The organism is Faecalibacterium sp. 3 (assembly GCF_048323735.1).
GTDB classification, from domain to species: Bacteria; Bacillota; Clostridia; order Oscillospirales; family Ruminococcaceae; genus Faecalibacterium; species Faecalibacterium wellingii.
In genome coordinates, this window is the sequence record NZ_JBLWFN010000001.1 from 1,691,164 (window position 1) to 1,713,410 (window position 22,247).

Consider the following 22,247-nt stretch of genomic DNA (forward strand, 5'->3'; position numbering starts at 1 on the left):
TAACATGGCTGTTAGAGTTGCTATCAATGGTTTCGGTCGTATTGGTCGTCTGGCTTTCCGTCAGATGTTTGATGCTGAGGGTTACGAGGTCGTCGCAATCAACGACCTGACCAGCCCCAAGATGCTGGCTCACCTGCTGAAGTACGATACTGCTCAGGGTTCTTTCTGCGGCAAGATCGGCGAAGGCAAGCACACTGTCGAGGCTACCGAGGACTCCATCATTGTTGACGGCAAGGAGATCAAGATCTACGCTGTTAAGGATGCAAAGGATGCTCCCTGGGGCGAACTGAACGTTGACGTCGTTCTGGAGTGCACCGGCTTCTACACCAGCAAGGAGAAGAGCATGGCTCACATCCAGGCTGGCGCAAAGAAGGTCGTTATTTCTGCTCCCGCAGGCAACGATCTGAAGACTATTGTCTTCTCCGTCAACGAGAAGACCCTGACCGCTGAGGATCAGGTCATTTCTGCTGCTTCCTGCACCACCAACTGCCTGGCTCCCATGGCTAACACCCTGAACAAGACCTACCCCATCGTCTCCGGTATCATGACCACTGTTCATGCTTACACCGGCGACCAGATGATCCTGGATGGTCCTCAGCGCAAGGGCGATCTGCGCCGTGCTCGTGCTGGCGCACAGAACATCGTTCCCAACACCACCGGTGCTGCTAAGGCTATCGGCCTGGTCATCCCCGAGCTGAACGGCAAGCTGATCGGCTCTGCTCAGCGTGTGCCTGTTCCTACCGGCTCTACCACCATTCTGGTTGCTGTCGTCAAGGGCAAGGACGTCACCAAGGAGTCCATCAATGCTGCTATGAAGGCTGCTACCTCTGAGTCCTTCGGCTACAACGAGGATCAGATCGTTTCTTCTGATGTCATCGGCATGCGTTATGGCTCTCTGTTCGATGCTACCCAGACTATGGTCGCTAAGATCGACGACGATACCTATCAGGTTCAGGTCGTGTCTTGGTACGACAACGAGAACTCCTACACCTCTCAGATGGTCCGTACCATTAAGTACTTCGCTGAGAACTGCTAATCACAGCTCTACGCTCAAAAGTGCTTGAGGTGTCGTGCTGAATGACAGCTAGTACCAGCTTTGTTGGTACGAACATGCTGTGATTGGTACGACAACAGGATATTGAGTTCAACACCCTTCCTTTTGCGGGTTTCCGTGAGAGGAAGGGTGTTTTTTTGCTTGCGGAATTCTGGATTGCTGCGTTTTTGTCTGGACAATGGTTGATTTGTTTATGCGAGAAAATATGCATTTTTTCAGGCTGGATGGATAAATTCGCGTAGTAATGACGGTGAAAAGGCAAATACATAAAGAATGAAAAAATGAGTGATAACGTTATTTTTCAGTCAAAGGGAAAGAGGTTCTATTGAAAAATTGGAACAGGCAATAGATGAAAAAGGAAATTTCTTGACGAATTGGGGGTTTAGCAAGAAAATGCGTAAAATAGACTGAAATCTTATCCGTAAAATGGGCAACGATAGTGCAACGAAGTATTGTATGCAAGAAGAAAACATGCTAAAATAATACTGATAACAACAGGCTGAAATTGGTGGAAAGTTGGTATCGAAAGGTTACTCAAAGAACGAAATCTCCTGAGTTGCGGTTGGGGGAAATAAGTATGCTTTTGGTGAGTGGGAGAACAGAAAAACATCTGTACTTTCGAGCAGAGAAACTGCGCAGAATTAAATCACGTGGATGAGATACCCTGGGCGAAAGATCGTCCGGGGTTATTGTGGTACAAAAACAACATAAAATCAAATTTGGAAATCCAGAGGACAAAGCGGGTGAAACGGATCCAATTGCGGAGAATACAGAACCCGTATGGAACCTGTGAAACAATACGCGGCTGTCATAATAGGGACAAGGGTACGGCAGAGAATGAAAGGCTCCGTAACCTGAAGTTCATATTTTCTTACCCGAAGAATGAACGAATGATCTTTTTGGGTGGCAGCAATGCCATCCAGAAAGAAATCTCGACCATGAGGGTGGGGTGACAGCCAGCGGACAGGCAAGCGAGCCTATCCGCTCTTTGTGTTGGCTGAAATATAGATGAAGAAATTGAGTGGGATTGTGGGAAAGATTTATGAGTAAGAAACTTGCGATTGCGATGTTCGGACAGAAGCGATTATCGAGAGAAGGCGGAGTAGAAATCGTTGTCAAAGAGCTCTGCACCCGAATGGCACAGAATGGTTGTGAAGTGACCTGCTACAACAGAGCAGGCCATCATGTGAGTGGTGCAGAATATGACGATGCTGGTAAAACGGAGTACGAGGGAATCCGTCAAAAGTCAGTTCCGACCATTGAGCGGCGTGGGGCTAGAGATATAATAGGGTCAACCAAGAAAACCTACGATAACTAAAGGGTTTTGACGGCTTGAGTTGTCCTTCAAATGTTTTATTTGTTGAAAAGCTGCAAGAAGCGGAAAATCCTGGGGGTTATATGTAGGAGGCTTTTGGAAGCTCTGTTTTGACCCACAAAAGGAGCAGCAAATAAAGATTGAAGGAGAGTTCAGGCCTACGGTGGATTGCCTTTGTGCGACCCGCCGTGGGCTTATTGCTGTTTTATAAAGAGAAAAGTGAGGAGAATGAAAATATGAAAAATTATAAAATCGCCGTGGCTGGCACTGGATATGTCGGCCTCTCCCTTAGCGTTCTGTTAGCACAGCATAACCAAGTGATGGCTGTTGACATTGTGCAAGCGAAAGTGGATATGATGGACAACCAGAGAAAAGCCTGATTTCATGCGGGTTTGCGCGGCTTGACCTTTTCACCTCAACTTGTTTCTGCTTGTCATGGTGCGTTAGGGCCAGCGTGTTTTCAGGGGTTAATGGCTTCTGGTTGCGCTCTGTACTTAACCCACCACAGCGAAAGCTGATAGAGCAGAAAACAAAATAAGGAGGTACGAGGACAAGCCTGCGTATAGATTGTCACTGCAATCTGTATACAGGCTTGTTGTTGTGCTATGAAGGAAGTTGAGGAGTAAAAGAATATGATGGCAAGAAGCACATCTTAAGCGAATGTATGATAAAACCAAGAAATAATAGGTTATAAAAAAGAGATACCATCTTTCGGGATGTGTACATTGGAAAAATCTGTGGATGAAGGAGTTTAGAGAATATGAAAGTATGTTTGGTTGGTTCGTCAGGAGGACACCTGACACATTTGTACATGTTAAAGCCGTTTTGGAAAAACAAGGATCATTTTTGGGTTACTTTTGATAAAGAGGATGCAAGGAGCCTACTTGAAGGTGAAAAAATGTATCCCTGTTATTATCCGACAAACCGGAGTCTAAAGGCTCTTATTAAGAATACCAAGATTGCATGGAATGTGTTACATAAGGAAAAGCCAGACTTGATTATTTCCTGCGGTGCAGCAGTTGCGGTCCCGTTTTTTTATATTGGTAAAATGATGGGCGCAAAGTTGGTTTACATCGAGGTTTTTGATCGAATTGATAAACCGACAATGACAGGAAAGATGGTTTACCCCATTGTGGACAAGTTTGTTGTGCAGTGGGAAGAGCAGAAAAAGGTTTATCCGAAAGCGGTTAATCTGGGAAGTATATTCTAAGTAGGGGACGAGAAAATGATTTTTGTGACGGTAGGAACACATGAGCAGCCATTTAATCGGCTGATTCAGAAAATAGATGAATTAAAGAAAGACGGCATTATAAACGAAGATGTAATTATCCAGACTGGCTTTAGTACATACGAGCCGAAATACTGTCAGTGGAGTAAGTTGATTCCATATCAGCAGATGGTGAAAAATGTCGCCGATGCTCGTATTGTAATTACACACGGTGGACCGGCAAGTTTTGTAATGCCTTTACAGATTGGAAAGACTCCTATTGTTGTGCCGCGTCAGCATCAGTTTGACGAGCATGTAAACGATCATCAGGTCGATTTTTCAAGAAATGTGGCACAAAGAATGGGAACGATTATTCTTGTGGAAGATATAGAAACTTTAGGGGATATAATAAAGAATTATGATCAGATAGTTGCTGGTATGAATCATGGATTGAGTAGCAATAATGCAAAGTTCAATGAGGGGCTTGAAAAAATAGTAGAGGAACTGTTTAAGTAGGAGGATTGGGTAATGAACAAGAAAGTCTCTAACAAGATTGTGTATTTGAATTTTATACTTGCTTTTCTTATATTAAATCTGCACTCTGCTTATATGGAACTATTTGATACAAATAATACGGTTTTGGTAATAAACCAGTTTGTTCGCATTGTGTGCAACATGGCAGTTCCTACATTTTTCTTTGTTTCTGCTATGCTGTTTTATCGTTCATGCAAAAGAAAACGATATAAAGAGGTAATCATTGCTAAAACACGAAGTTTGCTAATACCATATCTATGTTGGAATATAATTTGTTTTCCACTGAAGGAAATGAAAAATGTATTCGGGGGGGGGGGACTATTGCATCTGTACCAGAAATTATATGGAATATTCTGAGTTCTTCTTATGATCCGGTATTATGGTTTATAAGAGTTTTATTTATCTATTTTCTGTTTTATCCAGTAAATGTGTGTTTACTGAACAAAAAGAAGATATACCCTTTTTTGATTGTTGTAATTTTCTTTATTAATATTTATATAGGTCCAAAAGCGGGATATGCGACTTGCAGATATTGGCTACCGGTATATATGCTTGGCGCATATATAGGATATTGGCACCATGATAGGGTATTCGATGTCAAAGAAACAAAAATAAAGTACATGAACATTGCTGCAGCAGTAGCATTGCAGATTGTTTTGTTTATCTGGGCCATGAACAATAACTATGGCTTGTTTGTTTGCAGAATGATATCTCCGATTTTTTACTGGGTCATAGCAGATATATTCCAAAATTTGCGCCATCCATTGTGGGTGATGAAGCAATCATTTTTCTATTACTGTACACAAATGATCTTCTCAATTGTTGCACAAAAGATTTATCTAGTGATATTTGGAAAATCGGCTATAAGTGCAATTGTTTCCAATGTGGGAATACCATTTATTTTAATGCTCATATTGATGTGTGTTGCCTTAACCTTTTGTAAAGTATGGCCTAAGGGATATGCATTTTTGACAGGCGGAAGAACATAGATTGGAGGTTGTGTATGAAGAAACATGCGTTTCTTTTGCAAGTTCACAATAACAAAAGTCAGCTTATTAAACTATTAGATTATTTAGATTATCCAGATAACGATATATATATACACATTGACGCAAAGTCCCATGCACTAGATGGTATAGAATCATATGAAGCAGTACACTCTAAAATCTACTTTATCCCTCGTATTCGAGTGCACTGGGGCGGATATAGCCAAATTCAAGTGGAAATGGCACTTCTTGAAGCAGCTTTAGCAAATGGAGAATATGTCAGATTCCATATGCTATCTGGTGCAGATATGCCCCTTGTAACAGAAAAACAATTACATGCGTTTTTTGATATGCATGGAACAACAGAGTTTATTCATTTTGATATGATTCAGGATGAAAGACAAATACGTAATAGACTGGCGCAGTACCATCTATTGAGAGATCATATTGATCGTTCCCAACGTATTTTGTGCGGTATGGAAAAAGGCCTACTGCTAACTCAGAAAGTTTTAAGAGTAGATCGACTTCGAAACAGCGATTTAGTTTTGCGTAAAGGAGCCAATTGGTTCAGCATTACTGGTAATTGTGCAAAGTATGTTGCTTCAAAAGCAAAGTGGATAGAAGATCATTTTAAATACACAAAATGCTGTGATGAAGTTTTCTTGCAAACTATAGTATACAATTCAAATTTTAGGGACAGTCTTTTTCCAAAAACGAAGAACATAATTTATGAAAATATGCGTTTGACGGATTGGAAACGGGGTAATCCATATACGTTCCATATGGAAGACCTAGAAATGCTAATGTCTTCTGGATATATTTTTGCAAGAAAATTTGACGAAAACGTAGATAACATCATTATTGAATCAATCTATAGGAGATTGATGGAAAAAGGAGAATAATATGAGAATCGGAATTATTACATTTCATGCCTCTTTGAATTGTGGCTCCATGCTTCAAGCATTTGCACTACAAAATGTTCTTGCCGAGAAATACGGTGCTGAAGTGGAAATTATTAACTATTCTAACTGGGGACAGAGAAATTATTATGCCAACTGGGACTGGTTTCTTCGCCCAGCAGTCCTAAGGAACAACATTAAAGCGCTTTTTCATTACGATGCAATTGAGAAAATGAGAACTGATTACCTTGAATTTGAGAATCAGTATTTAAATCTGACACCTAAGCTGATGAAATATAAACATGAGTTAAACGGAATTGACAAGAATTATGATATCGTGGTTGCAGGTGGCGACCAGGTGTGGAATGTCAGATGTAGAGATGCAGATGACGCTTATTTTTTGTCATTTGTAAAGAATGCAAAAAAAGTGGCCTATTCTCCTAGTCTGGGCGCAAGAAATATTAATACAGAGTGCATAAACCCGGGAAAATACGCAAAATTGGTGAAAGACTTTGATTATTTATCTGTGAGAGAAGATAATGGGCAGAAATGGTTGAAGGAACTTACCGGTATTGAGGTACCGATTGTGGCAGACCCGACAGTGCTATTGACGGGTAACGAATGGTGTGAAAAACTGAATATTCCTGAAGTAGATGGGGATTTTATCTTATATTATGCATTCTATTATTCTAACGAGGAGAATAATAAAATTCTCAAAGAAGTAAGTGAAAAATACAATATGCCCATTTATATTATTGATGGTAAGCAGTGGACGATAAATAAATTAGATCAGTATGGCATACGGCTGTGGGAGAAGAGCGGACCTATTGGTTTCTTGACATTAATGCGCAATGCGAAAATGGTGCTTGTTCAATCTTTTCATGGAATTGTTTTTTCGGCGCTTTTTCATAAAACATTCTGGTCTTTGAGAAATACTGTTATAAAAAACAAGAATGATGATCGTGCAAAAGTGATTCTGCGACAAACAGGTTTAGAGAAAAGAGCAATCCGATATACGGATTTGCTTACTCAGAATTTGTTAGAGCCGGTTGATTATACACAGGTGGATATAAATTTACAGAAAATGAGAGAAGAAGCGTATTCTTATATTGAACGCTTCTTGAATGAGTGATTGTTATGTGTAAAATATCTGTTATTGTACCTGTCTATAATATAGATCAGTATTTGGATAGATGCGTTTCCTCTATCATCAGTCAATCCTGCTTTGAGCAACTGGAAGTTATACTTGTGAACGATGGAAGTACTGATAAAAGTCCAGATAAATGTCAGGAATACGCTAAGAAATATAGCAATATTGTGGTTATTAACAAGGATAATGGTGGTGTTTCATCTGCTAGAAATGCTGGAATTTCTGCTGCGCACGGACAATATATTGCCTTTGTTGATGGTGATGACTATGTTGCTACTGATTTTTTTCAGGAAATGTTGGATGCAATTATATATAGTCAGTCTGATTTAGTTATATTTGACTACTATGTTGTTTACAACGGAGATTCTAAAAAGGCATACAGAGGTGAAATTCAAGAAAATTATTTTACATCGGACGGTGCCATGCGAGAATTTTTAAAAGGTGGAGCAATTGGTATTAATCTATTTGATAAGCTGTATGTGACCCGAATCGTAAAGCAAATTGCCTTTGATCCTAGTATCAGAATTGGTGAAGACCTATATTTTATTTTTCAATACTTACAGAAGATTGAAAAATGCTATGGGGTTTATAAACCGGGATATTATTATGTCCAGAGAGAAGGATCCGCTATGAAATCACAATTTGCGGAAAAAAATTTTGATGCAATCATAGTAGCGGAACGTATTATGTTATGGGCGAAAAAAAATCATTTGGAATATATGGAATTGGCAGAAGCTCATTACATTCATGTGGCCTATAAAACAGTAGAGCGTGCGCTGAAGAGCAGAGATTATGCTGCTTATAAAGAACAAATTGATGACTTATATTGTAAAATAAAACATTATCGGCTGAGGCAGGCCTATAATAATTTGTCTCGGAAGCAGTTCGTTGGATTTTTGTTGATGAAGTTATCTCCGAAGGCTTATATATTAGTATGCAAAGTAATGAAAATATAGGGAAACTCTGATAAAACAATTAGAGCTGTCGGTGAGAGATTTCCTCCCTCTAAATGTTTAGAAAAGTGAGGAAGGCTGTTTATACATTGATTATTTTTAAACTGCGCTAAGTGAGGAAAAATTCTTTTACCCGACCGCAGCTGTTTTATTATGAGATCCCGTAGGAGGGAAGATATGATACGTATTTCACCAGCAAGATTTCAGGCGTTTCTTTTAGCAATAATCTGTTGTAGTGGCTTTTCTTTTTTAATGCCACTCAGAATATATCTGATTTGCTTGTTTTTAGGCTTTACAATTTTCCAAAACCTGGAAGGATCAAATATGCACCTGGCAAGGCAACCGCTGATGTATGCGTTGCTTGCATTTATATGTGTTATTTTAGCTGGAGCGGTTAATTCATATGATAGAGGTGAAACTTTAAAATATGCCATAACATTTTTTGCTGGAGCATGTATGGTGTTTTTAAGAAATAGTGATAACTTTTATTCTTATAGTGTGGAATATACGGAAATAGGATGCAGATGTGTGGCTATTTCTATTTGTATACAGATAGTCTTTCCTACTATTTATCGAGATCACTTGAATTTTTTGATAAGAGGCGGAGCAGGTGCTGTTTCAAGATTAAATAATGAATTGTCGCAGCATATATATTCGGGCATTGTCGGAGAAAAAGGAGAAGCTGCCTTTTTAATGGTCTTGGCAATTGTTTTACTTCTGTCGAGATGCACATATACTAAGAAAATCGAAAAAAAAGATTTTAAATGGTTGATTATTTATTTAGTTGCCTTGATTTTACCTGCGAAAAGAATGTTATTTGCAGTTGGAATTCTTCTAATTATGCTTTATATCGTTTTTTGGACAAAAGGATCAAAAAAAGTAATTGCGTTGGGATCTTTTGGTATATTGGGTATTCTTGGTTTTATCAGTATGATGGTAATTCCATCGCTTAATACATTGTTGAATCGATTCACATCATTCGAAGGTGATGATACTGCCAATGGTCGTGTTTATCTCTGGGCTCATGCATTACGCATGTTTAGAGAACGACCGTTTTTAGGATATGGCTACGGAAGCTACAATAAATATGCATCTAACCAAGGCGTCATTCTTACGAAAAGTAGAGTTTGGGAATCTCATGCTCACAGCATTTATTATCAAATGTTGGGGGAGATAGGGATTATAGGTTTGAGTGTGTTTATCATCCTTAATCTGACTGCAATAGCAATGGCAATTTATTTATATAAAAGGAGAAACAGGCTAAGCAGAAGAGGATGTGGATATCTGTTCATCGGAATTAATATTGTAGTCTTTGTACTTGTTTATGGACTTACGGGCAATATTATTTATTATACAAACCAAATAATGGTCTATTTATGGGGACTTGGCCTACTAGCCTATGCATATAAGCGTGGCTTTATAGCGGAGGTAGAGAAGTGAAGAAAGTTGGAATCGTAACCTTTCATACAGCACTTAATTATGGTGCTATTATGCAAACATATGCATTACAAACATTTTTAAATAGCATTGGCATAGAGAACACAGTGATAGATTACAGAAGTGATTTTATTCAAAAATGTTATCGTCCTTTTTTTATTGCAGACGGCAAAGTGTTCAATGCCATAGTACGTGGCATTTGTTTTGGAAAAAATATTAGAAAACGCAAAAAAGGTTTTGCGGAATTCACAAATAAATATTTATGCTGTAGTAAACCCTATTTCACATCAGATGAGATAAAAGCCGATAGAGATGAATACAGTTTTTATATTTCCGGAAGTGATCAGGTATGGAGCCCAATTAGTGCAGGATTCGATCCGGTATACTTTTTGCCTTTTGCGAGAGACGAACAGAAACTTTCCTACGCTGCAAGTATCGGTTCGACGGAATTGAATACGGATATCAAGAAGGAGCTGTTTAGCCGACTGAATGGTTTTCAAGTTTTATCAGTTAGGGAGGAATCTGCAAAAAAACTTCTTATGGATGCGGATACCAATAGAGAAATTTATGTGCATCCAGATCCGACATTATTGATTCCTCGGGAGCAGTGGTTGAAGATTGCTAGCGATCCTGTGGTGAAAGAAAAATATGTTCTTGTTTTTAATGTTGAAAAGCCTATTCATGACATTACATATGCAAAGAAATTGGCTACTGAAAAAAATATGAAGGTTGTCTATTTGAATGACAGAACTATCAGAAAAGACCCCGACATTACCTACATTGAAGCACCATCACCTGATGAGTTTTTGAGTTTATTTGCAAATGCAAGTGCAATTGTTACTAACTCTTTCCATGGAACAGTTTTTTCAATTATCTTTCAGAAAGAATTTTACGTTGAATTGGATAATAGAAAACAGAGAAATATTCGTGTGGAAAGTTTGCTGACGCAGTTGGAAATTCCAACAAGAAGTATATCAGAAGCACAGAGCGCTACTGAAATCGATTGGGACAATGTGGAAAGAATTCTTCGCGGAAAACGAGAAAATGTAGAGAGATACTTTAATGCAATGTTCGGACAAAAAAATAAACATGAATAAGCCAATTGTAGATGCATTAAAGAACTTAGGTAATCGAAGGAAGATTTTTATTAAGAACTTAAAGAACCTGCACGATTTTTTTTGATAGAATATTAAAGCTACTGGCAATATTTATTAATAGATGAAGCAGGGGGATAACGGTTATACCTAAAGTAATGAATCTAGTAGAAGGGAGAAAAGAGCATAGGCTCTTGTAGAGAAATGGGAACCCTTAAGAAAAATTTTTTATATAATGTATTGTATCAAATATTGCTTGTAATACTACCGCTAGTTACAGCACCGTATATTTCACGAACATTAGGCGCAACGGCTGTAGGTGTATACTCTTATACTTATTCGGTTGCATACTACTTTCTGCTTTTTGCAATGCTTGGAATTGGAAACCATGGCAATCGAAGTGTGGCTGCTGTAAGAGATAATAAAGAAAAATTAAATAAGACTTTTAGTAGTATTTATTCTTTGCAAGTTATAACATTTTCGATAGCAATAATTGCATATGCAATTTATCTTTTTTTGTTTGTTAAAGATAATAAACTGATTGTGCTTCTCCAGTTAATCTATGTTACATCGGGATTGTTTGATATTGGTTGGCTGTTTTTTGGATTGGAACAGTTTAAATTGACGGTTGCAAGAAATACTTTAATTAAAATTTCCACGGTTGTTTTTATGTTTGTTTTTGTTCATAAGCCTAGCGACTTGTGGAAATATACATTAATTATGTCTGCTGGAACACTGTTCAGTCAAGCATACTTGTGGTTTTATGTCAAGAAATTTGTTTCATTTAAGAGGTGTAGTGTTAAAGAAATCGCTTGTAATATTAAACCAGTCTTGATTCTATTCGTTCCGGTTTTAGCATACAGTATCTATAAGGTTATGGATAAAATTATGCTAGGTAATATGTCAAGTTATGATCAGGTGGGCTTTTATAATAACGCAGAAAAAATTATTAATATTCCGATGGGAATAATTACTGCATTAGGCACTGTTATGTTACCTAGAATGTCTAATATTGTAGCAAACGGAGATAAAAAAAGGGTAGATGATTACATCAGAATATCTGCTAAACTCGTAACACTATTATCATCGGCAATTGCTTTTGGATTGATGGGAGTTAGTAGCGTTTTGGCACCTGTTTTTTTTGGTGATGAATTCATTGCTTGTGGAGATATAATGAGGTTATTATCCGTTACAGTTTTCTTTATTGCTTGGGCAAATGTGATACGAACGCAGTATTTAATACCCAATAAAAGAGACAGCATTTATTTGACGTCAACTATGGTAGGGGCGATATTGAACCTTATTATTAACTGGATGCTAATCCCTAAATATCAAGCGAATGGAGCGGCTTTTGGTACAATTGTTGCGGAATTCTCTGTAATGTTGGTACAGGTGATTGCAGTAAAAAATGAACTACCAATGCGCAAGTATATTATGTCATATTCTCCCATACTGGTTATAGGATTCATCATGGCAGTATTAGTGGATAGGATTGGAGTTAAATTAGGTGTAAGTATTTCAACCCTTGCGCTTCAAATTCTTGCTGGAGGATTCTTTTTTTGTATAGCGACAATAGCGTATTTGCGAATTAGCAACGATGAATTGTGGAGACTAGGAATTAATTCGATTTCAAAAAGAAAAAAGAATAGTTCGAGATAATTATTTTGTTAATGAAATTGCTCATAAAAATAATTAAGATTGATGTTATTCAAGCAAAAAATCAATTTTTGGAATTTGAATAGTATTGAAACTTGTATGTGTTTTACACGTTTTTATATAAAGGGGGAACATCATGCAAACAGATATTGAGTTGATTAATACAGAGGTATATGCTGGGCGGTTAAAAGATAAGAAAGACCTAAATAATAGTTCCTCTGGTGGAGCATTTACAGCACTTTCGGATTTTTTTCTGAAAAATGGAAATGCAGTGGTGGCAGTAGTCTATAATTATGCAACTCATACTGCAGAATTTCAGATGATTCTAGATGAAAAGCAGCGTGAAAGAGCAAAAGGTTCAAAATATATGCAGAGCAAACCTGGTGATATTTACCGGGAAGCCTATCACTGGCTAATGGAAAATCCGAAGAAAGAACTACTCTTTGTTGGTATGGGATGTCAATCAGATGGATTTCGAAAGTTCAGTGAAATGAAAAGAATCCGGGAGCGAGTGTATGTAGTAGATATTATCTGTCATGGTTCTCCAAGTCCAAAACTGTGGAGAGAATATGCAGAGTCCATCCAGAAGAGCGCTGGAAAAATAACATATCTCACATTTAAAGATAAGCGAAAAGGTTGGAAATCTCCAACAGCTTATGTAAAGATCAATGGGGGAGAGAAGTCGATTAAAGACTATGTTAAGGTGTTTTATAATAGGTGCGCGTTGCGGCCGTCTTGCTATGAATGTCTTTATGCGACCACAGAAAGAAAAACAGATTTGACTATAGGCGACTTCTGGCATATCGAGGAGACTATTCCGGATTTCTATGACCCTAATGGTAATTCGTTGTTCTTGATTCATACGAACCGTGGAGAAGAACTGTTTGAAAAAATTTGTAGTGATTTGGATTATAGATTAAGTAATACAACACAATGCTGGCAAGCAAATCTTGAAGCTCCGACCCAAAAATCTGAACAAAGAGAAGAATTCTGGAGCGATTACAAAAAGAAAGGAATTGATTTCGTGATGAAGAAATATGGAACAGTTCCAGTGCAAACAAAAATAAAGAATAAAATCCTCAAGATTTTCAGGGGGGGGGGTACACAGAAAGTAGTACCTGTTATGCTGATTGCTCCGAAAGGAGGGCGGCATAATGAACTGGAAGCAGCCTAAAGTATACGCAGTAAAACATAAGGATGAAGCAACAAGAGCAGCTTCCAGGTCTGGTGGCATTTTTACAGCTCTGTCAGATCGGGTTCTATCTGATGGTGGAGTTGTCTACGGATGTATTTTGACAGATGATTTTAGTGCTATACATATTCGCGCTGAAAATACGGAAGAACGCAATCGAATGCGAGAATCAAAATATATCCAGAGTAAGCTGGGAAATACATTTAAGAATGTTAAATTGGATCTCGACACGGGGAAAAGAGTGTTATTCTCAGGAACTTCCTGTCAGGTAGCTGGTCTGAAAAGATACCTTGGGAAAGAGTATAATAACCTGTTCTGTGTGGACATTGTATGTCACGGTGTGCCAAGTAAAAAGGTATGGAATGCATATCTACGTTGGCAAGAAGAGAAAAACCATTCAAAAGTTGTGAAAGTTGATTTTCGCAATAAAAGAGATTTTGGATGGCACGACCATGTGGAAACACTCTATTTTAAAAATGGAAAATCATCAAATAGCTATGTTTTCAGAAATCTTTTTTATGGGCATACAGTTCTGCGACCAAGTTGTTATGAGTGCCAATATAAATCGGTCATGCATCCGGGGGACATTACGATTGCAGATTACTGGGGGATCGAGAAAGCCGCACCAGAGTTTGATGATAACAAGGGCGTTTCATTGGTGCTAGTAAATAATGAGGCTGGAGAAAAAAACTTTGAAAAAGTAAAAAAGAGACTGATTTGGAAACAGACAAAGCTAGAGGACAGTATGCAGCCGCCTCTTAAAGCTCCATTTCCAAAACCAGATAATAGAGAGCAGTTCTGGAGTGACTTTGAAAATAAATCGTTTGAGTATGTTGCCAAGAAATACGGTGGCATCGGACTAAAAAATGATGCTAAGTTGCTTTTGAGAAAGATTAAGAGAAAAATTAAAAAGTTGGTGGTAAAAGGTGGAAAGAGAGATTCCAATATTATATAAAAGAAAAGAAGAATGCTGTGGATGTACGGCTTGTTATGCCATCTGTCCGAAAGAGGCTATTTCTATGGTCGAGGACGAAGAAGGCTTTGAATATCCACAAATTGATGAAAGTAAATGCGTGCGGTGCTACCAATGTATTAAAGTATGTCCGATAAAAGCAGCACGAGCACAGTAAGGAGAGAGTTATGAAAACAACATTGCTTATCATGGCGGCCGGTATCGGTAGCCGCTTCGGAACAGGAATCAAGCAGTTGGAGCCGGTAGATGCTTCTAACCATATTATCATGGATTACTCGATTCATGATGCAATCGAGGCTGGCTTCAATCATGTGGTATTTATCATCCGCAAGGATATCGAGAAGGAGTTCAAAGAGGTCATTGGTGATCGCATTGCCTCCATTTGCTCCTCTCACAACGTAACTGTAGACTACGCTTTCCAGGATATCAACGACATTCCGGGAACTCTGCCAGAAGGCCGGACAAAGCCGTGGGGAACCGGTCAGGCTGTGCTTGCAGCGAAGAAGGTCATCAAGACTCCGTTTATCGTCATCAATGCAGACGATTACTATGGCAAGGAAGGTTTCAAAGCCGTACATGAGTATCTGATGAATGGTGGCAAGTCCTGCATGGCAGGATTTGTGCTGAAGAACACGCTGTCTGATAATGGCGGTGTGACCCGTGGCATCTGCAAGATGGACGACCAGAACAATCTGACTGAGGTTGTGGAAACCAAGAACATCGTCAAGACTGCAGATGGAGCAGAGGCAGACGGTGTGGTTGTTGATGTGAATTCTCTGGTATCCATGAATATGTGGGGCTTGACTCCTGATTTTCTGGATGTTCTGGAGGAAGGCTTCAAAGAGTTTTTTGAGAAAGAAGTTCCGGGCAATCCGCTGAAAGCAGAGTATCTGATCCCTATCTTCATCGGTGAACTGCTGGAGCGGGGAAAGATGTCAGTGAAGGTTCTGAAGACCAACGACACCTGGTACGGCATGACCTACCATGAGGATGTCGCAGCTGTAAAGGACAGCTTCAAGAAGATGTTGGAGAACGGTGTGTACAAGGCTGACCTGTTCAGTGATCTGTAAACAGCGATGAAAGAAACGATTGATTTACTCGGGAAGATTATCACAAACATCCTGACTGCTCTCTATGAGCCGTTTGGATTCTCACTCCTTCTTTCTTTCCTCGCCATGTTTTTCTACCTGTATGCGTATGAGCCAATACATGCGGGCAAAGGATGGAAGAGTGCCATAGTGACCTGGTATCAGAAGTTCAAAGAAAGCGTGTTCTTTCGGAAGTTGTTCTTACTGGCCTTTGTGACATCAATGATTTTGTTTAGAACGTTACTAAACCGTAATCTATGGCTAAATCCTTTGTCCGATGTCATGGGTGGCTGGGGCATCTGGGAGACAGTGAACGGTGAACAGAAGCTGACCACCGAGTGCATCGAGAACGTGATTATGATGGTGCCGTTCACCAGCATGGTTATATGGACATTTCAAGAGAAAGTGGGCAGTAGCTGGAAGAAGATACTGTGGTATAGCGGAAAGATAGCGCTCATTTTTTCGATAAGCATTGAGATGCTACAGCTGTTTTTAAGGCTCGGTACATTCCAACTGTCTGATTTGTTCTATAACACAGTTGGTGGAATGATTGGCGGTTTAATGTACTACGAAATTACGAAGGCAAAAAAGCATCTGTAAAAGAATAGAATTATGTGGAATATTGGGAGCGGTGGCTCCCGATGCTGCTCGGATAATCATACACCTCTTCGTGGTGAGCAGCAGGCAACGATCCGTGATCGGCAGAGATGTGATAACGAATAAATGTAGAAAAACAAATAGGTGCTATCATTATGGACGATATTATATATTTCATTTATTATCCCACAGTGATATAATTAAACCATCATAACAGGAAAGAGGTTATCACCTATGCCCAGAACCAAAGGTAGCAAGAATAAGCCCAAAACTGTGACTGCTGATTTTGCAACGCAGATTGTGGAAAAGCAGTCCGCGAAGGAAGCACTCACAGCCGAGATTGCATCCATCACCGCCAACATTGACACTTTGAAGGCTGATTTGAAAGCAAAAAAGGCTGCTTTGAGGAAGGCCGAAAAAGAAGTGGCCACTCTGGAAGAAAAGAAAGCAAAGGCAGATGCTAAGGCTGCAGAGGAAGCAAAGAAAGCAGAGGCAGAATCTGTTCTGAAAAAGCTGCTTGCTGAAGGCATGAGTGCTGATGAAATCCTCGAAAAACTGAAATAACACGAAAAACCCGTGATGGACAGGCGTAACGCGCCGTTCATTACGGGTTTTAGGGTTATAAGAACATAAGTTCATCCGGCGGCAACATCAAACTGAAAATGTGCAGGAAGGTTGAACTGTTTGATAAACGCGTGGTGCTGGGCGTGATAGTGCCTTAGATCGTATCCCAGATGATGCAACTCAAGAAGTTTCACCATCACCAGATTGAGGTGAATCCGCTTAGCTACAGCAATTTGCGCAGCGTCCAGCCCACGTTTCGTCATTTGATAGACTTCATCACTGTCCAGCATCAGGTGGGATGTGAAAGCGTTATGCTCATAAAGAAGGATGTGCTTATCCTTAATGGTCAGAAATTTGTTCAGAGTATGCAAGTCCATAAGAAGCTGATGCTCCAGATAATGTCCGAGCGCATAACCGCACACCATCTGCTTTGTCTGTTTGTCCAGCTGGCGATTGATAAGGATCAGTGGCTTATCAAAATAGAGTGAAAGCAAACCCAACATATCTTTAATGCGAGATGTTTCACTGATGTCCAGACTGCAACTACGCGCGATCTGTTTGATGTTGCGAGTTCCGGCATTTTGGACAAGTTCGTTGGCAGCTTGGTGAATAAACGCTGAATCCATAATGTAATCTCCTTCCGGGGATGGCATAGTGAATAGAACAGTGGTTTACAGGTTCATTATTCGTTCCTTTTCTCGTTTTTGTTCTCGGTACTTAAAATAGGCTTTGTGCATTTCATACATGATGCCGTCCATATCCTGCGGGGTCAGCTCTCCGCTGGCAAATAGCTCAGTAAGCTCAAATGCGAGATGCTGGGCTTCTATTTTGCCCTTTTTTCCGTAGGCTTCGGCAGCACGTTCGATAAATAAAGACTGATCCGGTTGCAAATAGGTCAAAGGTACATGGAATATATCGGCCATCTTTTCAAGCATTTCAATACTGCGAGGGTAGCGGCCATCACGCTCCCATCCGATGATCGTTCGTTTGTTGATACCCAGACATTGTGCCAATTCGTCCTGTGTTAAAGAATGTTTCTTTCGTAGATCGCGAACTTTCTCTCCAAATTTCATGTTTGCAACCTTTCTATGGCGTAGTTATCGTGCTGTAACAATGTGCAACGGGATTTGTAAATATTCAATCTGGAAGATGCAACAAATTTTCACATTTACATCTTGACACGGCGACACGACTTGCTTATAATATATGCTATATTCTATCATCTTTTGGATTATTATACCGTAAAAAACGTAAATATGCAAGTCGAAAAAGGTGAAAAAAGAGCGGAAGTTCAAAAGGTGAAATTGAATAGAAGAAGAAACTTAAACCAACACAAAGGAGGCCGTGAGAAGATGAGCAACGGAGAACATGAAATCCGCACCCCAAAAGGGCTGCGGATCGGGAATCGCAGTGTCGTTGATGGAAAGAATATGCTTCAGATCAAGCGTGGTGGCTGTGAAGATTATATTTCTGCTGAATCTCTGGTGGAGAGCATTCACGGCCTTCCCGTGAAGAGTATCGAATTTTTCACAGCAGAGAACCAACGGAAAGAAGCCTGAAGCAGAGTGCTTCATCGACACTGAAAGCGCAGAGGTGGAATCTTAGGCGGCACCTGGTTAGCCGACCAGCTCCATCAGACGTTCTTTTGGGTCTACAATATAATATCTGTTTGTTAGAGCGATACCGTAGCAATATGTGATATAGGCCGGAACAGAATGAGCGAATGCAGTGCAGTAGTGCGCCTGCAAGTAGTTCATCCTGTTCCGGCTTTTTTAATTTTTTTTCAAAAACACCTTGCGAAATGCCCTTCCAGCAATTCTATATATGAGAGACTAAACATCACACCTTAAAAGTGAATCATGAAATAGCGATGCAGTAGGAGAAGTCTTAGACTTCCCGTTCAAAAAAAACGGGTAAGTCTGGGACAACTTTTGCTGCATTTTTTGTTTCAGACCGCCCGCAGCCAAAAGGCAGAAAGGTGGACATTATGATGACATTCAAGGATCTGAAAAAGCTTGTTGAACTCCCTTCGTACAAGGAACAGCGTGTTCCAACCGTGAAGGCACTTGAGGTATCTGGTGTGCCAGTGGTAGCTGAGAAGATTCTGGAAAATCATGGAAGCATCAGTGTCTACCAAAATGGTTATGTGATTTACCGGGCGCATAAAAGAGTGACCGTTTTCTCGCTTCGCAACTGCGTACATTATAAATATGATGCACTGGAGGGTGCGGGGCATCACATTGAGGAAGAGGAATTTGATGAATACGAGTGGCACATCCGTCTGGTTCTGGAAGGAGAGGATCGTATTTTCATGAACTACGAGATCATTCAGGGAAAATGGATGCCATCCCGTGAGGACAGGGAGTATAAGGAAGAAATCCTGGAGGGAGTCGATGAAGCAGTCAGCACACTGGAAAGAATGATAAGTGAGGAAAGAGTGGAAGAATTGCTCTCTACTTTGACTGATTTGCAGAGAAAGGTCGTTCACATCCACCTGTTCCATGGTCTGTCTTTCACAGAGGCGGCAAAACACCTTGGCATGACCCGCCAGAATCTTACCGGAATTTATAACGCAGCAATTTACAAGATACAGAAAAAGCACTTCCGGGCATTGTGCAGCTGCTAACATATACATAATCGAAAAATGCGCCGTCCAATCGCAGAAAGCACTCTGAATTGGGCGGCTCAAAATTTTTTTGAATTTTTTTCAAAAACACCTTGCGAAATAGCCCTTCTCCGATTCTAGGAGTGAGAGGACACAAAAAATCTCCATCCCAATCGGAAAGTTCATAGAAAGTTCAAAAACTTTTTTTGAAAACACCTTGCAAAATGACCTTTCTCCGATTCTAAGGATGAGAGGACAATACAAAACCTCTCACCGGAACCTTGAAAATTGAATAAGCCATCCCAGAGAGATACTTCTGATACTGAATGTGCATCCTGCGTGTCTTGTCAGAGAAAACGCCGCTGAAATATGGGGCAGGAACGGGCTGGGGCAGAATGGCAAAGCTCAAATAACAGCAGATACACTGCGGCGGAGTGTCGAAAGATGCTCCGTCGTAGGAATGTACTGTTATTTATAATAGTGCAAATCCAGCAGGAGGGGAGGTGATGAATCTACATGAAGTACCCGTATTTCAGAGGTCTGGAAGCAGACCGATACAGTTTCTACCGTGTGCCGAAAGCACTCATCAAGGTAGACCTGTTTGAAAAGATGTCTGGCGATGCAAAGCTGCTTTATGCAGTCTTGCTGGATCGGATGAATCTCTCGCTTAAAAATGGCTGGCAGGACGAGAATGGAAATGCCTACATCATCTGTACGATAGATGAAATCATGGATTCGATTCGATGTGCCAGACAAAAAGCGGTCAAACTGCTGGACGAGCTGGAACACGAATATCAGCTTATTGAGCGGCGCAGGCAGGGCTTGGGAAAGCCGAACCTGCTCTATGTAAAAGACCTCTATGCGGGACTTTCACAATCGAACTACTGGAAGTATGAAAATCAAACTTCTGGTGGTTTGAAAAGCGAACTTCCGGGAGTATGGAAATCAAACGGAAGTAAGACTGATATAAATAATAATACTGATAGTAGTGAGACTGATCAAATCTATTCTGCACAATCTGGTGAAAACATATCCGGGGAGATGCGGGAAGATGAGAGGTATCGCCTCTATTTTCAAGACAAGCTGGAAATCCCGATCTTAGAGAAGAACTTCCCGCATGACCGGGAAATCCTGATGGAGATTCTGGAACTGCTTGTGGAAACCGTGACCAGCAGAAAAAAGTTCTTGCGTATTTGCGGAGAAGAAAAGCCGAAAGAGGTGGTCAAAAGCCGCCTGATGAAGCTGGATTCCATGCACATCCAGTATGTGATGGAATGTCTGAAAAGCAATACCACACAGGTACGAAACATTAAACAATATCTGCTTGCCACACTGTATAATGCTCCGACCACGATTGACAGCTATTACGCTGCACAGGTCAGACATGATTTTGGATGGGGCGGCAGAGGCAATTAAGGAGGACGATGCAATGAGCGTGTTTTTTATGAATTTTGATATGGCTCCATCGGTGATCTGGGCGAGAGACTTGTACGACCAGATGCAGATTCGGAGTGACTTCCGCAAGTGGTTCCCCCGGATGTGTCAGTATGGATTTGTGGAGGGCCGGGACTATGAGTTCGTTCCCCGTGTCCGCCCGCAGGATGAGGGCGGGCGCACGGTGCAGCGGTATGTGAAAGACTATCGGATCACGCTGGAGATGGCAAAGCAGTTGTACAAGCTCCATCACTTCCACAAAAACGACTGTTTCCGCAGCTGCGAAGGACAACACTGCATGGGAACTGATCACTGGATGCAGGCAGTTATTGAACTGCTGCATCAGCACAAGTGCAAAAGCCACGCGCCGCCGAAGCGTCTTTACGAATCACAGCCGCCCGATTCGCTGGTGACAACGACACAGATCGCAAAAGAGTACGGCTGCGGTGCAAAGGTGTTCAATCGTCTGCTCCATCTGCACGGTATCCAGTACCGGACCAATAACCAGTGGGTGCTGTATGCAAAGCATCAGGATAAGGGATATACTGCAAACCTTGTTTTCCGGCTCCATCGGAGTGATGGCAGTGCAGTGGAAAAGCTGCATACGGCATGGACGCACAAAGGCAGGAAGTTTCTGTACCACGAACTGAAACGGCGTGGGATTCTTCCGATGGCAGAACAGGAGGGGTGAGCCTATGAACTTTACGAATAGCCCGTTTGAACGTATGATGCGCCAGCGTCCGGGAACGGACAGTGACCATCCCTGCATTTCCTGCCGACACCGCAGGGAGTGCGGCTACATGATGCACCAGTGCAGAAAGAAATTTCGTTCGGTCTTTGGCGATACGGCTCCCCCGGTATCAGGCACAGTCAGTGTCTGATGCCGTTTGGATAAAACTATAAACCGGAAAGGAGGGCGCAGGTGCAGGATGAAGTAAACGAAAAAACGATGGCATTGTGCATCAAAGGCGGAAAAATCTCGGCGCAGCTTCTGAAAGCAGCACTGACAAAGCTGCTTTCAGAGATCGAGAAGAAAAAACAGCAGTCGAAGAAGATGGGAGGGCAGAACCGATGTAAGAGAGGAAAGCAGAGCATCAAGAGCCTGCAACAGAGCGGCGCACAGCTTACCAATATCGTTGTCACGGACAATAACATCAAGTCGTTTGACCGGGTAGCCCGGAAGTACGGCATTGATTATAGTCTGAAAAAGGCAGAAAAAGAGGGTAAAACCGACTATCTGGTCTTTTTCAAGGCGAAAGATGTAGACGTTATGACGGCAGCGTTCAAGGAATACACCGGAGTTTCGCTGAAAAAGGAGCAGCGGCAGTCCATCCGTAAGAAACTGGAGCAGGCAAAGGAGCGTGTTGCCAAGCACCGGGAAATCACCAAGGAAAAGACGAAAGACAGAGGGCAGGTGCGATGAGCCAGAAAAAGAAAACGACCGCACAGAGCAAACGACCGCGCAAAGCCCCCTCCAACCAGACAGGCGGAACGGCATGGGGCAAGAAA

Annotated in this window: 27 protein-coding genes; 25 read left to right on the forward strand and 2 right to left on the reverse strand. The window is 40.9% G+C overall.

What is annotated here, in order from left to right; genetic code table 11:
• Nucleotides 1–4: 4 nt before the first annotated feature.
• The 19 genes from gap to ACNSPV_RS08090 all read left to right on the forward strand — a co-directional run bounded on the left by gap (nucleotide 5) and on the right by ACNSPV_RS08090 (nucleotide 16,699).
• Entirely contained in the window at nucleotides 5–1,036 is a 1,032-nt protein-coding gene (gene gap, locus ACNSPV_RS08000) for a type I glyceraldehyde-3-phosphate dehydrogenase (RefSeq protein ID WP_005945602.1), read from the forward strand.
• 1,060 nt (nucleotides 1,037–2,096) lie between these two features.
• The gene (locus tag ACNSPV_RS08005) at nucleotides 2,097–2,372 is read left to right on the forward strand and encodes a hypothetical protein (protein ID WP_348583768.1); all 276 of its coding nucleotides are present in this window, start codon (nucleotides 2,097–2,099) and stop codon (nucleotides 2,370–2,372) included.
• A 233-nt stretch (nucleotides 2,373–2,605) separates the two neighbouring features.
• The gene (locus tag ACNSPV_RS08010; RefSeq protein WP_418268265.1) at nucleotides 2,606–2,749 is read left to right on the forward strand and encodes a hypothetical protein; all 144 of its coding nucleotides are present in this window, start codon (nucleotides 2,606–2,608) and stop codon (nucleotides 2,747–2,749) included.
• A 380-nt stretch (nucleotides 2,750–3,129) separates the two neighbouring features.
• A complete protein-coding gene (gene pssD, locus ACNSPV_RS08015) occupies nucleotides 3,130–3,579 on the forward strand; it encodes a PssD/Cps14F family polysaccharide biosynthesis glycosyltransferase (protein ID WP_177296702.1) in 450 nt (149 codons plus the stop codon).
• 15 nt (nucleotides 3,580–3,594) lie between these two features.
• Entirely contained in the window at nucleotides 3,595–4,092 is a 498-nt protein-coding gene (locus tag ACNSPV_RS08020) for a glycosyltransferase (RefSeq protein ID WP_348583766.1), read from the forward strand.
• 93 nt (nucleotides 4,093–4,185) lie between these two features.
• Nucleotides 4,186–4,467 (forward strand): acyltransferase family protein, encoded by a 282-nt coding sequence (locus tag ACNSPV_RS08025; RefSeq protein ID WP_418268301.1) that lies wholly within the window; start codon nucleotides 4,186–4,188, stop codon nucleotides 4,465–4,467.
• Nucleotides 4,383–5,099, forward strand: a complete 717-nt coding sequence (locus ACNSPV_RS08030; RefSeq protein WP_418268266.1) for an acyltransferase family protein — start codon at nucleotides 4,383–4,385, stop codon at nucleotides 5,097–5,099. The genes ACNSPV_RS08025 and ACNSPV_RS08030 overlap by 85 nt, the downstream gene beginning before the upstream one ends.
• Before the next feature lie 14 nt (nucleotides 5,100–5,113).
• Nucleotides 5,114–5,998: a beta-1,6-N-acetylglucosaminyltransferase gene (locus ACNSPV_RS08035; RefSeq protein ID WP_348583764.1), complete on the forward strand. Its 885-nt coding sequence runs from the start codon at nucleotides 5,114–5,116 to the stop codon at nucleotides 5,996–5,998.
• A 1-nt stretch (nucleotide 5,999) separates the two neighbouring features.
• The gene (locus ACNSPV_RS08040) at nucleotides 6,000–7,127 is read left to right on the forward strand and encodes a polysaccharide pyruvyl transferase family protein (RefSeq protein ID WP_348583762.1); all 1,128 of its coding nucleotides are present in this window, start codon (nucleotides 6,000–6,002) and stop codon (nucleotides 7,125–7,127) included.
• A 5-nt stretch (nucleotides 7,128–7,132) separates the two neighbouring features.
• Nucleotides 7,133–8,101 carry a glycosyltransferase family 2 protein gene (locus ACNSPV_RS08045; RefSeq protein ID WP_117497565.1) on the forward strand — a complete coding sequence of 323 codons (969 nt, stop codon included), beginning with the start codon at nucleotides 7,133–7,135 and terminating at the stop codon, nucleotides 8,099–8,101.
• Nucleotides 8,102–8,275: 174 nt separating this feature from the next.
• Nucleotides 8,276–9,538 carry an O-antigen ligase family protein gene (locus ACNSPV_RS08050; protein ID WP_348583761.1) on the forward strand — a complete coding sequence of 421 codons (1,263 nt, stop codon included), beginning with the start codon at nucleotides 8,276–8,278 and terminating at the stop codon, nucleotides 9,536–9,538.
• Nucleotides 9,535–10,632 (forward strand): polysaccharide pyruvyl transferase family protein, encoded by a 1,098-nt coding sequence (locus ACNSPV_RS08055; protein ID WP_348583759.1) that lies wholly within the window; start codon nucleotides 9,535–9,537, stop codon nucleotides 10,630–10,632. Before ACNSPV_RS08050 ends, ACNSPV_RS08055 begins: the two co-directional genes overlap by 4 nt.
• A 201-nt stretch (nucleotides 10,633–10,833) precedes the next feature.
• Nucleotides 10,834–12,288, forward strand: coding sequence for a flippase (locus tag ACNSPV_RS08060; RefSeq protein WP_348583758.1), 1,455 nt, complete (start codon nucleotides 10,834–10,836; stop codon nucleotides 12,286–12,288).
• 133 nt (nucleotides 12,289–12,421) lie between these two features.
• Nucleotides 12,422–13,459 (forward strand): Coenzyme F420 hydrogenase/dehydrogenase, beta subunit C-terminal domain, encoded by a 1,038-nt coding sequence (locus ACNSPV_RS08065; RefSeq protein ID WP_348583757.1) that lies wholly within the window; start codon nucleotides 12,422–12,424, stop codon nucleotides 13,457–13,459.
• Entirely contained in the window at nucleotides 13,440–14,432 is a 993-nt protein-coding gene (locus ACNSPV_RS08070; RefSeq protein ID WP_348583756.1) for a Coenzyme F420 hydrogenase/dehydrogenase, beta subunit C-terminal domain, read from the forward strand. Before ACNSPV_RS08065 ends, ACNSPV_RS08070 begins: the two co-directional genes overlap by 20 nt.
• Nucleotides 14,404–14,607, forward strand: a complete 204-nt coding sequence (locus ACNSPV_RS08075; RefSeq protein ID WP_195434435.1) for a 4Fe-4S binding protein — start codon at nucleotides 14,404–14,406, stop codon at nucleotides 14,605–14,607. Before ACNSPV_RS08070 ends, ACNSPV_RS08075 begins: the two co-directional genes overlap by 29 nt.
• A 10-nt stretch (nucleotides 14,608–14,617) precedes the next feature.
• Nucleotides 14,618–15,520: a sugar phosphate nucleotidyltransferase gene (locus ACNSPV_RS08080; protein WP_348583755.1), complete on the forward strand. Its 903-nt coding sequence runs from the start codon at nucleotides 14,618–14,620 to the stop codon at nucleotides 15,518–15,520.
• Nucleotides 15,521–15,526: 6 nt separating this feature from the next.
• Nucleotides 15,527–16,138 (forward strand): VanZ family protein, encoded by a 612-nt coding sequence (locus ACNSPV_RS08085; RefSeq protein WP_348583754.1) that lies wholly within the window; start codon nucleotides 15,527–15,529, stop codon nucleotides 16,136–16,138.
• 378 nt (nucleotides 16,139–16,516) lie between these two features.
• Nucleotides 16,517–16,699, forward strand: a complete 183-nt coding sequence (locus ACNSPV_RS08090; RefSeq protein WP_418268267.1) for a hypothetical protein — start codon at nucleotides 16,517–16,519, stop codon at nucleotides 16,697–16,699.
• A 71-nt stretch (nucleotides 16,700–16,770) separates the two neighbouring features.
• Here ACNSPV_RS08090 and ACNSPV_RS08095 read toward each other — a convergent pair whose 3' ends face one another.
• Together ACNSPV_RS08095 and ACNSPV_RS08100 are read right to left on the reverse strand one after the other, a co-directional pair.
• Entirely contained in the window at nucleotides 16,771–17,325 is a 555-nt protein-coding gene (locus ACNSPV_RS08095; protein WP_348583752.1) for an ImmA/IrrE family metallo-endopeptidase, read from the reverse strand.
• A gap of 45 nt (nucleotides 17,326–17,370) precedes the next feature.
• On the reverse strand, nucleotides 17,371–17,772 hold the full coding sequence (locus ACNSPV_RS08100; protein ID WP_055185268.1) for a helix-turn-helix transcriptional regulator: 402 nt from the start codon (nucleotides 17,770–17,772) through the stop codon (nucleotides 17,371–17,373).
• Nucleotides 17,773–18,051: 279 nt separating this feature from the next.
• Between ACNSPV_RS08100 and ACNSPV_RS08105 the strand changes: the two genes are divergently transcribed.
• The 6 genes from ACNSPV_RS08105 (at nucleotide 18,052) to ACNSPV_RS08130 (ending at nucleotide 22,161) form a co-directional block, all read left to right on the forward strand.
• On the forward strand, nucleotides 18,052–18,258 hold the full coding sequence (locus ACNSPV_RS08105) for a hypothetical protein (RefSeq protein ID WP_148871829.1): 207 nt from the start codon (nucleotides 18,052–18,054) through the stop codon (nucleotides 18,256–18,258).
• A 428-nt stretch (nucleotides 18,259–18,686) separates the two neighbouring features.
• Nucleotides 18,687–19,325, forward strand: coding sequence for a hypothetical protein (locus ACNSPV_RS08110; protein WP_348583751.1), 639 nt, complete (start codon nucleotides 18,687–18,689; stop codon nucleotides 19,323–19,325).
• Nucleotides 19,326–19,820: 495 nt separating this feature from the next.
• Nucleotides 19,821–20,720, forward strand: coding sequence for a DUF6017 domain-containing protein (locus ACNSPV_RS08115; RefSeq protein ID WP_348583750.1), 900 nt, complete (start codon nucleotides 19,821–19,823; stop codon nucleotides 20,718–20,720).
• Between the two features lie 13 nt (nucleotides 20,721–20,733).
• A complete protein-coding gene (locus ACNSPV_RS08120) occupies nucleotides 20,734–21,429 on the forward strand; it encodes a phage antirepressor KilAC domain-containing protein (protein ID WP_348583749.1) in 696 nt (231 codons plus the stop codon).
• A gap of 4 nt (nucleotides 21,430–21,433) precedes the next feature.
• A complete protein-coding gene (locus tag ACNSPV_RS08125) occupies nucleotides 21,434–21,619 on the forward strand; it encodes a hypothetical protein (RefSeq protein WP_118539045.1) in 186 nt (61 codons plus the stop codon).
• A gap of 41 nt (nucleotides 21,620–21,660) precedes the next feature.
• Complete coding sequence (locus ACNSPV_RS08130) at nucleotides 21,661–22,161, forward strand: PcfB family protein (RefSeq protein ID WP_348583748.1); 501 nt, start codon at nucleotides 21,661–21,663, stop codon at nucleotides 22,159–22,161.
• The last annotated feature ends 86 nt before the right edge of the window (nucleotides 22,162–22,247 follow it).